Here is a 10848-nt window from a genome sequence, read left to right as displayed (position 1 = left end):
ACCATAGGCAATCAACCAGACCCCAAAACAAACAGAAAAAAACAGATCAAGCAAACGCCCACGCCGTAGGCAAACAGACAAAAAACCACTTCTGCCTACAAGGCGCAAAAAAAAGCGCCTCACAGGCAAAAAAATCACTTCCGTAAAGAATCCAGATCAACAACAAACCGATACTTAACATCACTCTTAAGCATCCGTTCATAAGCCTCATTAATCCCCTGCATAGGAATCACTTCAATATCCGAAGTAATCCCGTGCTCGCCACAAAAATCGAGCATTTCCTGCGTCTCGGCAATCCCACCAATCAGCGACCCAGCCAGGCGCCGCCGCTTGAAAATCAGATTGAACACCTGCGGCGACGGATGATCATGCTCCGGAGCACCAACCAGCGTCATCGTCCCATCACGCTTCAGCAGACTCAAAAACGGATTCAAATCATGCTGCGCTGCCACAGTATTCAGAATGAAATCGAAGCTGTTGGCATGCGCGCTCATCTCGTCAGCATTCTTCGAGATGACAACCTCATGCGCACCCAGCCGCTTGGCATCTTCGATCTTCGACGGCGACGTCGTAAACAACACGACATGCGCGCCCATCGCCCGGGCCAGCTTCACGCCCATGTGACCCAGGCCGCCAAGGCCGACAATCCCGACCTTCTTGCCCGGACCCGCGCCCCACGTGCGCAGCGGCGAATAGGTCGTGATACCCGCGCACAGCAACGGCGCTACACCCGCCGGATCGAGATTCACCGGCACGCGCAGCGTGAAGGCCTCATCCACCACCAATTGCGTCGAATAACCACCGTAGGTGATCTGTCCGTCAACCCGGTCCACGCCGTTGTACGTGCCGACAAAACCGTTTTCGCAATACTGCTCGAGACCTTCTTCGCAACTCGCACACGTACGGCACGAATCGACCAGGCATCCCACGCCCACCAGGTCGCCCGTCTTGTACTTCGTCACGTCCGGGCCGACCGCCGTCACGCGGCCGACAATTTCATGGCCCGGCACCACCGGAAAAACCGTGTTCTTCCATTCGTTGCGTGCCTGATGCAAATCTGAATGGCACACACCGCAAAACAGGACTTCCATCTGCACGTCATGGGCGCGTAATTCCCGGCGCTGGATTTCGAACGGGGCGAGCGGCGCAGTGGCGTCGGTCGCTGCATAGGCATAAGTCGTGCTCATGGGTAACTCCAGCAAAGAGGGTGATGTCGCAAGGCGCCGGCGATGGGCGACGCGCGTCGCCGATGCGGCCAAACCTTGTTGTGAACCGGGATCACTGCGCAGGCGGTGGTCGACGTATTCACCGAAACGGTGAACGGGCAACCGAGCCCGGCGCAGCGCGGAGCGGGATGATCCGGCAGGGTTCCCATAGTAGGAGCCGGGGGCGAATGGGGGAATACCTGAATATCTTGAAGGTTTGCCTAAAACTCCTGGCGATGAGCGCAGTAGGTCGTTTGGTGCTAAATTTCAAGCATTATTCTCTTGCGCGTCACTATACCGTCATGTCATCCCGTTCATCCGAACCCGCATCCGTCACGCGTGATCCGGCCGAGCACGCCCCGACCGCCGGAGGCCCGGTCGATCGCGACCCGGTCGATCCTGCCCAGCAGCGTCTGGTCGAGTTGTTCGATTTGCTCGCGCCCAAACCGGGTATCACGCGGTCGAGTTTCGAAGGTGTCAATCTGATGCGCGCCAATAGTCCCATGCCGCGTATGCCCGTGATGTACGAGCCGAGCATCGTGATTGTCTGTCAGGGCCGCAAGCGCGGTTTTCTCGGCGGTCAGGTGTTCCAGTACGATGCGCAGCAATATCTGGTGCTATCGGTGCCGCTGCCGTTCGAATGCGAAACCGAGGCGAGTCCGGAAGAGCCGTTCCTCGGCATCTCGGTGCGCGTCGATTTGAGCATGGTGGCCGAGTTGCTGATGGCGCTGAATGAAACCCAGGGCACCGCGCACAACGAACCGCTAGGCATCTATTCGACGCCGCTCGATCCCGCCTTGAGCAATGCCGTGCAGCGTTTGATGGAAGCGTTAGCCTCGCCGCTCGACGCACGCATTCTAGCGCCAGGCGTGGTCCGCGAAATCTGCTATCGCGTGTTGACGGGCGAGCAGGGCGATGCGATTCGTGCGGCGCTCACGCATCAGAATCATTTCGGCCGCATCGCCAAGGCGCTAAGGCGTATTCATGCCGACTATCACGGGCAACTCGACGTCGATACGCTCGCCTCTGAAGCGGGTATGAGCCTCGCCGTCTTTCATGCGCAATTCAAGGCCGTGACGGCGACCTCGCCGATGCAATACGTGAAGACCACGCGTTTGCATCACGCGCGTTTGCTGATGGTGCAGGATGGTTTGAATGCAGGCGCCGCCGCGGCGCGCGTCGGCTACGAAAGCGCGTCGCAATTCAGCCGCGAGTTCAAGCGTCTGTTCGGCCTGAGCCCGGTCGATGAAGTCAAGCGCATGCGTACCGTGTACGATGCGCCGCCGCCGCGCGTGGTTCAGCCGGTCGCGCGTTATGTGACTGCGGTATGAGCGGGCGCGCTCAGGAAGCGTTATAGCCCGCTAAACCAGTTGTATCCCTGGTCTTCCCAATAGCCACCGGGGTTCGTGTTGGTCACGAAGATCGCCGCGATGTGCTTCGGATTCTTGAAGCCCAGTTTGGTCGGCACACGCAGCTTGAGCGGATAGCCGTATTTGGCCGGCAGCGGCGCGTTACGGAAATCGAGCGTGAGTTGGGTTTGCGGATGCAAGGCGGTGGCCATGTCGAGGCTCGAGTAATAACGGTCCGCGCATTTGAAGCCGACATAGCGGGCGCTCAGATCGGCGCCGATACGTTCGAGGAACGTGCGAAACGGCACACCTCGCCATTGCCCGATCGCACTCCATCCTTCGATGCAGATGTGCCGCGTGATCTGTGAAACCTGAGGCAACGCACGCAGTTGATCGAGACTCCACGTGCGCTTGTCCGACACCAGACCCGACACTTCCAGTTCATACGTCGAGCCGTCGATATCCGGCGCGTCGAACTCCTGATAGAACGCGTTGAACGGGAACGGATCGGTGATCTCGCTCGCCGAATAGGTCGGCGCGAGTTTGTTGCGATCGAACAGCCATCCTTGCACGCGATCGTTCCACCGCGACATGGCCCACAAGACCTTGTCGACCGAATCACCGTCCTGCATGTTGCAGCCCGAGAGCATCGCCAGCGCGCCGATCGAAAGCGACGAACGTAGGAACAGGCGCCGTTGCAATCGTTCGATTTGCGGTTTATGGTCGGCGAGGACAATGCGCGTGCCGCGCGAGTCTTTGCGTTCTGATTCGCTCATGCCTCGCTCCTTTCGTGCGTGGATGGCCGGGTGCGGCCGGTCAACATCGGCAGCAGCGTACGCGGCACCAACAGCACCAACGTCAGATGCACGACGACAAACCCCACCACACCGGCCATCGCGACAAAATGCACGCGACGCGCGAAATCGAAGCCGCCGAACAGGGCGGTAAGCCACGAGAATTGCACCGGCTTCCAGATCGAAAGCCCGGACGCGACCAGCAACACGCCGAGGAGCAATACGAGGAGATAGAGCGCGCGCTGCACCGCGTTATATTTGCCGGTATCGTGCGGCAGCTTGAACCGCATCGCTAACGCGGCGTCGTGTACGACATCGCGCGGATAGACCGGCAATAGCTTGCGGCGGAAATGCCCACGCCCGATGCCATACGCCAGATACAGCAGACCGTTCGCGCACAGCAGCCACATCGCCGCGAAGTGCCAGGCAATCGAGCCGCCCAACCAGCCGCCGACGGTTGCCCACACTGGGAATCTGAACGGAAAGAAGGGCGACGCGTTATAGATCGCCCAGCCGCTCATCACCATGCAGACCATCGCAAATGCGTTGATCCAGTGCGTGATTCGTACGACGAGTGGGTGAACGATGAAGCGCGCTTGCGGTTCGGGCATGGTGCGTAGGGGTGAAGCAGGGTGGAAATTGAAAGCCGCGTCATCGAGGCACGCGGCTGTTCGAACGGCTACCGGCAGGCCGTATTACATCGGCGGCGTGACACCGTGCTCGCCTGCGGAGATGAAATTCGCCGCCATCGTGCCATCGGCTTCCTTGTGGGCAAACAGCACGACCTTAGCGCCCGGCACCAACAGCGCGCGGTCACCGGGTTCGAGCGCGACGATAGGCACGTCTTGCGGAATCACGATTTTCTTTTCGCCGTCCTTGTACTTGACCGTGATCGTGCGGCCGTTGCTGACCACGAGCGAACCCACCGTACCGTTGGTCATCGTGCTGTTCGAGCCGAGGTCCCATGGGCGATGACCTTCGCCGGAGCCACGCATGCTGGCGGGGAATACGTGCACTTCGAGCGCTTTCAGCGTGCCGTCCGGCTGCGGGATCGCGGCAGTGCCGACATAGCTGTCCGGCTTGATGTCGTTCACGTCGGCAATGGTTACGCCACGAATCGGCGTGTCCTTGGCGAGCTTCACGTCGACGTCTTTACCGTCGCGCGTGTGAATCTTGAGCACGTCACCCGAGAACGCGGTCACCGTGCCACGCACACCGGTGGGTGCGGCGGTCTGAGCTTGTGCGACGGATCCTGCTGCGAACAATGAGGCGGCGACGAGCACGGGAGCGGCAAAGGCGCGTATTGCATGAGCGGCATTAGCGGAGGCAATCTTCATGAGTCTGCTCTGGGTGGGTGAAGGATAGCGTCAGGTTAGGTGCGCGAACGGCTCCGGCGGGTGACGGATGGATGACAAAAACGTCATGAACGGCGCGCCGCGGCCACGTAGAATGGACACCCTATCCACGTCCATGACCCACGCCCAATGCTGCGCGCGGGGCTGGAGCACCAGGCACCATGAGCATCCTCGTCATTGAAGACGACCCGAAAACCGGCGACTACCTGAAGAAAGGGTTGCGTGAGAGCGGCTATGCCGTCGACCTCGCGCGCACCGGCACGGACGGCCTGCATATGGCGCTCGAACACGCGTATGACCTCGTGGTGCTGGACGTGATGCTGCCGGGCATCGACGGTTGGGAAATCATGCGTGCGCTGCGAGCGCGGCGTGATCTGCCGGTGATTTTCCTGACCGCGCGCGATCACGTCAGCGACCGTATCCGCGGCCTCGAACTCGGCGCCGACGATTACCTCGTCAAACCGTTTTCGTTCACCGAACTGGTATTGCGTATTCGCACGCTGTTGCGCCGTGGCGTGATCCGCGAGAGCGATGTGTTCGAGATCGCCGACCTCAAGCTCGACGTCCTGCGCCGCAAGGTCACGCGAGAAGGTGTTGAGATTCCGCTGACCAATAAGGAATTCATGCTGCTGCACTTGCTGGTGCGCCGGCAGGGCGAAGCGCTGTCGCGCACACAGATCGCTTCGGAAGTGTGGGACATGAATTTCGACAGCGACACGAATGTGGTCGACGTGGCCATCAAACGGCTGCGCGCCAAGGTCGATCATCCGTTTGAGAAGAAGCTGATTCATACGGTGCGCAGCATCGGCTACACCTTCGGCGACGGCTCATGAAACTGTGGACCGAATGGTCGTTGACGGCGCGCACCACGGTGCTGTTCGCCTCGATTGCATGCGTGGTGATCGGCACTCTGGGCGTGTATTTCTATCATTCCGCTGAGTTGTCGTTGCAGCGCCGCGCGGACCTGGTGCTCACCGGCCGTGTCGAGCATTTCAGCCGCATCGTGCGCGATCTCTACTCGGTCAGCGATTTGAAGAGCCGGCCCTTGCTGTTCGAGAGCATGCTCGGCGGGGAGGAAGACGTGCTGCTGTTTCGCCGTCCGGGTGAAGCGCCCTTCATCGACGTGAATCCCGCCAACGTTGCGGTGCCTGCTCTGCAGCCCGGCACGGAGGACCGCTTGCCGACACTCCCGGACATCCGCCAGACTATGCTGCCGGACGGTGTGCCGGTTCACTGGGCGATCGCCGCAGTCAAAGCGCGTGAGGACGGTAGTGAGATCGAAGTGATCGCCGCGCATCCAATGACCCAGGAAGTGCAGATGCTGGCCGCGTACCGCAATCGCATCGTGCTGGCCATGCTGATGGGTATGCTAGCGGCGACGTTGCTCGCCTACTATGTGCTGCGCCGCGCGCTGCGGCCGGTGCGCGAGATTGCCACGCGGGCTGCGCAGATCAGCCCGGCGAGCTTGTCGGTGCGGCTCGACAGCGGCGCCGCGCCGGTCGAATTGCGCCAGCTCACGCATGCTTTCAACGCCATGCTCGACCGTCTTGCCGACGGCTATCAGCGCCTCTCGCAGTTCTCCGCCGATCTGGCGCATGAGATTCGCACGCCGGTGGGCGCCTTGATCGGCCAGACCCAGGTCACGCTCACCAAACCGCGCGATGCCGATGAATATCAGCAACTGCTCGAATCGAATCTCGAGGAACTGAGCCGTTTGAGTCACATTGCGGAGAACATCCTGTTTCTCGCGCACGCGGACCATGCCGCGTTGTCCATCGATCGTGAGCCGGTCGATCTGCGCGACGAACTCGTCAGGATCGCAGACTATTTTGAAGGCCCGGCCGACGAACGGGGCATGCGCTTTACCGTCGAGGCTCAAGGTGTGGCGTCGGTCAATCCCATGTTATGCCGGCGGGCGATCAACAATCTGGTCGTCAATGCGGTGCGATACGGTGCGGGCGATACGGTGGTGCGTTTGAGCGGCACGCAGGACGAACAGGGCGCTACCGTGGTGGTGGAAAACGACGGTGCACCGATTCCTGGCGAGCAACTGGATCGCCTGTTCGATCGCTTCTACCGTGGAGACGCGGCGCGCAGCGAGTTCACCGAATCGAACGGGCTGGGACTTGCGATTGTGAAAGCGATCATGCATCTGCACGGTGGCACGGCGCGCGTGGTGTGTCCGGCGCCGGGCGTGGTGCGTTTCGAATTGCGCTTTCCGCGCGCCTAGCCGGCTGCCTGCCGGGCTGAGGTCGTGTCCGGCGCATGGCAGCACACGCAGAGATCGTAGCAGGCCGGCCCTGCACGGACCGGATGCGTCAAACCTTCTTCAGATACTCAGCCTTCAACATGAAGTTGCCTGCGTCCATCTTGCAGTCGACTTCATGATCGCCGCCGACCAGGCGAATGCTTTTGACCTTGGTGCCCATTTTCAGCGTAATCGACGAGCCTTTCACTTTCAGGTCCTTGATCAGCACGACGGCGTCGCCGTCGGCCAGCGGATTGCCGTTGGCGTCCTTGACGACGCGCTCGTCGGTCTCATCCGTGCTCGCGGCAGCGGTCATGGGCCACTCGTGTGCGCAATCCGGGCAGACGTAGTTGTCGCCGTCCGGGTAAGTGTTTTCCATTGCGCATTGCGGGCACGCGGGGATCGTCGACATGATTTTCTTTCCAGACCGCGGCGGAGCGCGGATAACTTCAGGGGCGAGCAGTATACCGGACGAGTTGTTCCATCGTCAGACGCGATCAATCACCACATCCGCGCGTGAATGCAGGTCAGCGCGGCCCATGCCTGATCGTTACGTCGCTCACAAAGGGAGCGCTTCAGCCGGGCCGGTCGCGTCGGGCCATTGATCGAGGAAACAATGTGACGAAGCCGGTCCCATGCCGGCGTGGGTCTAGAAGGCGCTTTTTATGACGCCTCCATCGGCCCGCAAGGCAGCTCCCGTCGTGGCCGACGAAAGCGGACTGGCGATATAGGCCACGAGCGACGCGACTTCCTGCGGCGAACCAAAGCGCTTGATGAGCGATGTGGGGCGGACCTTTTCGAAGAACTCCTTTTCGAACGCGTCGAACGATTTGCCGTCGGCCTTTGCAAGGGTCTCCACGAATTCACCCACTCCCCGCGATTTCGTTGGCCCCGGCAGCACGCTGTTGACTGTAATGCCCGTGCCGGCAACGGCTTCGGCGAGTCCACGCGAGACCGCCAGTTGCGCGGTTTTCGTCATCCCATAGTGGATCATTTCCGCTGGAATCTGCACCGCGCTTTCGCTCGAAATGAAAATGATGCGCCCCCAGTCGGCACGTCTCATCGCAGGCAGAAACAGGCGAGCGAGGCGTACGCCACTCAAGACATTGACATCAAAGAACCGCTGCCAGTCCGCGTCGGGGATATCTTCAAACGGCTTGGGCTCGAAGATGCCCAGGTTGTTGACCAGAATTTCCACGTCTGGATAGCGTCGCGCGAGCTCTTCTGCTGCAGCGGCCGTACTGAGATCGCCCGCAAATCCCAGCACGTCGCTACCCGTCTCCGCTTTCAGTTGCGCGACCACGTCATCCACGGATGACTGGGCGCGGCCGTTCACGATCACACGAGCGCCTTCCCGTGCCAACGTGCGAGCGATAGCGAAACCGATGCCGGCTGTGCTGCCGCTCACCAGGGCGAGTTTGCCTGTCAGATTCAGGTCCATGAGTAATTTCCTTTCGATGCATGAAGTAAAAATGGCGACACCGGGTCTTGAACGCCGGATGCCGTCAGGAGGTTCACGTGCGCGTAATCGATGCGCCGCCATCGACCAGTGAGGCGGTGCCGGTCACGAACGACGAATCGTCCGACGCGAGATACAGCACCGAACGCGCCAGTTCTTCTGGCTTTGCGACGCGCTTGAGCGCATGCAGTCCCGTTACGAACGCCTGTGATTCGTTGCTGTCGTTCATGCCGCGATACATCTCCGTGTCTACCGCGCCCGGCAACACCGCGTTGACGCGCACGCCTTGCGCGCCGTACTCGGCAGCGAGTGCTTGCGTCAAGCCGATCAATCCGGCCTTGCTCGCCGCGTACGCCGCAGTGCCGGGAAACGCGAACGAGTAACCGACGAACGTCGACGTGAAGATGATCGATCCACCACCTTGCTTCAGCATTTCGGGAATCTGGTGCTTCGCTCCCAGGAAGGCGCTGGTCAGATTGGTTGCAAGCGCGGCATTCCATCCCGCTTCGGAAATGCCGGTGGTCGGGCCCATCTCGCCCAACGTACCGGCATTGTTGTAGGCGATGTCCAGACGGCCGAAGCGGCTCACTGCGAGTGCGACCAGCGCCTTCGCGAAGTCCTCCGATTGCACGTCGCCGGCCAGATACACGGCTTCGCCGCCTTCGCTGACTATCTCCGCGGTAAGCGTTTCAAGTTCCGCCGCGCGGCGCGCCGCAATGACCACCTTGGCGCCTTCCTTCGCGAACAGCCTGGCAGTAGCGCGGCCAATTCCTGAACTGGCGCCCGTTACGATGGCGACTTTTCCCGTCAAGCGTTGCATGTTCTCTCTCCTGATGCCTTGCGTCGGCCAGTGCCCTATGCTTTGGCCCGTGAAAGCAATATAGGCTTCAGTCCTGATGGCGGAAAGGTCTAAAAAATGCTCCTATCATTCAGTTTTTATGAATGATAGGAGGGTTGCATGGATCGCCTGCGTGCCTTCGAGGTTTTCGTGACGGTGGTGAGCCGTGGTGGCTTTGCGCGCGCAGCAGATGCGCTCGGCACGTCGCCCGCCAACGTGACCCGCTATGTGAATGAACTGGAGGCGCACCTGGGCACGCGCCTCTTGAATCGCACGTCACGCACGCTGTCTCTGACCGAGGGCGGCGAGACGCTTTACGCCCGCTGCAAATCCATCCTCGACGATGTCGCCGAGACAGAGGGGCTTGTGTCATCCGCGTCGGTCGAACCACGCGGACGCCTGCGCATCAATGCGCCCGTGAGCTTTGGCATTCTGTATCTGGCGCCGCTATGGCCCGAGTTCATGCGGAAATATCCTGGGATCGAACTCGACGTGGGGCTGGTTGACCGCGTCGTCGATATCGTCGATGAAGGCTACGATCTCGCCATTCGCATCTCGCGCGCCGGCTCGGCTAGCCACGCAGCCCGCAAGCTGGCGACATCGCAAAACATTCTGTGCGCGTCGCCGGCCTATCTGGCTCGCGCCGGAATTCCAACAGCCCCAGCGGACCTGATCGGGCATCGCTGCATCGGGTACACCTATGCGGCGACCGGCGACGAGTGGCAACTGATCGACAGTGGCGGCAAGACTCATCCGGTGAAGGTCGACTGCCACATGCATACGAATAACGGCGATACCGCGCGCGCCGCAGCGCTCGCCGGGCAAGGCGTGATCTGGCAACCCACGTTCCTGATCGGCGGCGATCTCCGTGCCGGCACGCTCGTTCACGTGCTGCCTGAGTATCGCTTGCCGGAGATCGACATACTCGCCATGTACCCGAGCCGTCGGCACCTGAGCGCCAGAGTGCGTGTCATGATCGATTTCCTGGTCGATGCGTTCGGCGGGGCGCCGCCATGGGATCGGGATGACGGAAATTAGGCAGGTGTCACCGCCGTCCCGGCAGTTCCCACCAACAGTAAGTTTTATGGATGGTGGCTACGCCCATGGACAAGTCGCTTGATCTCCTCAAACACTTCTTCCGCCAGCGCCTCGGGTACGCCCCAGTAATCGAAGATACCGCCATCTGCATGATTCTGTCCGCACGTCACAAATACGCCTGTGCCAAATCGATTCTTGAGATGCGTGGCTAGCCAGCCGACGAAGCCACTGTTGTCTGCACCTGCTGGAAAATGGAACCGAAAGATGCCGAACAGTTCCTTCTGCGCACCGTGACTTGGAACAAGCTGACTCCACACGTTGTCGTCTCGCACCAGGGCAAGTGCATCGGCCCGCACAGCCCCGGGAAATTGATCCAGGGGAAATTCAACGAACGTATAGGCGCCGGGGTATATCCGCAATCGCGCCTCGGTGATTACTCGTTGGAGACGGTGCTCCGTTTGTTCGACGGTTTCATGTGAAATATCAACCATGGTTGCTCCGGGAATGAGTTCGGGGGCGTCCGTACTGTCATGACGCAAACCGGTAATGCGGATACCGGGAT

12 protein-coding genes are annotated in these 10848 nt (G+C 60.6%); 4 read left to right on the top strand and 8 right to left on the bottom strand.

Annotated elements, in window-relative coordinates; genetic code table 11:
• Positions 1 to 134: 134 nt before the first annotated feature.
• A complete protein-coding gene (locus tag PQQ95_RS26875; protein ID WP_408442804.1) occupies positions 135 to 1187 on the bottom strand; it encodes an NAD(P)-dependent alcohol dehydrogenase in 1053 nt (350 codons plus the stop codon).
• A 320-nt stretch (positions 1188 to 1507) separates the two neighbouring features.
• Here PQQ95_RS26875 and PQQ95_RS26870 point away from each other — a divergent pair, with 320 nt between their 5' ends.
• Positions 1508 to 2536 carry an AraC family transcriptional regulator gene (locus PQQ95_RS26870; RefSeq protein ID WP_408442802.1) on the top strand — a complete coding sequence of 343 codons (1029 nt, stop codon included), beginning with the start codon at positions 1508 to 1510 and terminating at the stop codon, positions 2534 to 2536.
• A gap of 20 nt (positions 2537 to 2556) precedes the next feature.
• On the opposite strand, the gene PQQ95_RS26865 is transcribed toward PQQ95_RS26870, so the two are convergent.
• The 3 genes from PQQ95_RS26865 to PQQ95_RS26855 form a co-directional block, all read right to left on the bottom strand.
• Positions 2557 to 3330 (bottom strand): molybdopterin-dependent oxidoreductase, encoded by a 774-nt coding sequence (locus PQQ95_RS26865; protein WP_408442799.1) that lies wholly within the window; start codon positions 3328 to 3330, stop codon positions 2557 to 2559.
• The gene (locus PQQ95_RS26860) at positions 3327 to 3959 is read right to left on the bottom strand and encodes a cytochrome b/b6 domain-containing protein (protein ID WP_408442796.1); all 633 of its coding nucleotides are present in this window, start codon (positions 3957 to 3959) and stop codon (positions 3327 to 3329) included. The genes PQQ95_RS26865 and PQQ95_RS26860 overlap by 4 nt, the downstream gene beginning before the upstream one ends.
• 84 nt (positions 3960 to 4043) lie before the next feature.
• Positions 4044 to 4685, bottom strand: a complete 642-nt coding sequence (locus PQQ95_RS26855) for a hypothetical protein (RefSeq protein WP_408442794.1) — start codon at positions 4683 to 4685, stop codon at positions 4044 to 4046.
• Between the two features lie 179 nt (positions 4686 to 4864).
• On the opposite strand from PQQ95_RS26855, the gene PQQ95_RS26850 reads away from it, so the two are divergent.
• The gene (locus PQQ95_RS26850) at positions 4865 to 5536 is read left to right on the top strand and encodes a heavy metal response regulator transcription factor (RefSeq protein ID WP_169490501.1); all 672 of its coding nucleotides are present in this window, start codon (positions 4865 to 4867) and stop codon (positions 5534 to 5536) included.
• Complete coding sequence (locus tag PQQ95_RS26845) at positions 5533 to 6933, top strand: heavy metal sensor histidine kinase (protein ID WP_408442790.1); 1401 nt, start codon at positions 5533 to 5535, stop codon at positions 6931 to 6933. The genes PQQ95_RS26850 and PQQ95_RS26845 overlap by 4 nt, the downstream gene beginning before the upstream one ends.
• An 88-nt stretch (positions 6934 to 7021) precedes the next feature.
• On the opposite strand, the gene PQQ95_RS26840 is transcribed toward PQQ95_RS26845, so the two are convergent.
• The 3 genes from PQQ95_RS26840 to PQQ95_RS26830 all read right to left on the bottom strand — a co-directional run bounded on the left by PQQ95_RS26840 (position 7022) and on the right by PQQ95_RS26830 (position 9230).
• The gene (locus PQQ95_RS26840) at positions 7022 to 7363 is read right to left on the bottom strand and encodes a zinc ribbon domain-containing protein YjdM (protein ID WP_408442789.1); all 342 of its coding nucleotides are present in this window, start codon (positions 7361 to 7363) and stop codon (positions 7022 to 7024) included.
• 237 nt (positions 7364 to 7600) lie between these two features.
• The gene (locus tag PQQ95_RS26835; RefSeq protein ID WP_408442818.1) at positions 7601 to 8392 is read right to left on the bottom strand and encodes an SDR family NAD(P)-dependent oxidoreductase; all 792 of its coding nucleotides are present in this window, start codon (positions 8390 to 8392) and stop codon (positions 7601 to 7603) included.
• A 73-nt stretch (positions 8393 to 8465) separates the two neighbouring features.
• Positions 8466 to 9230 carry an SDR family oxidoreductase gene (locus tag PQQ95_RS26830; RefSeq protein WP_408442786.1) on the bottom strand — a complete coding sequence of 255 codons (765 nt, stop codon included), beginning with the start codon at positions 9228 to 9230 and terminating at the stop codon, positions 8466 to 8468.
• A gap of 138 nt (positions 9231 to 9368) precedes the next feature.
• On the opposite strand from PQQ95_RS26830, the gene PQQ95_RS26825 reads away from it, so the two are divergent.
• Complete coding sequence (locus PQQ95_RS26825; RefSeq protein ID WP_408442783.1) at positions 9369 to 10286, top strand: LysR family transcriptional regulator; 918 nt, start codon at positions 9369 to 9371, stop codon at positions 10284 to 10286.
• Between the two features lie 44 nt (positions 10287 to 10330).
• Here the strand turns inward: PQQ95_RS26825 and PQQ95_RS26820 are convergent, their stop codons facing one another.
• Positions 10331 to 10777, bottom strand: a complete 447-nt coding sequence (locus PQQ95_RS26820) for a DUF6196 family protein (protein ID WP_408442781.1) — start codon at positions 10775 to 10777, stop codon at positions 10331 to 10333.
• Positions 10778 to 10848: the final 71 nt, after the last annotated feature.

The organism is Paraburkholderia caffeinilytica, assembly GCF_046030355.1.
GTDB lineage: Bacteria > Pseudomonadota > Gammaproteobacteria > Burkholderiales > Burkholderiaceae > Paraburkholderia > Paraburkholderia caffeinilytica_B.
The sequence above is the reverse complement of the archived record's forward strand: the minus strand, read 5'-3'. Positions and strand labels throughout refer to the sequence as shown.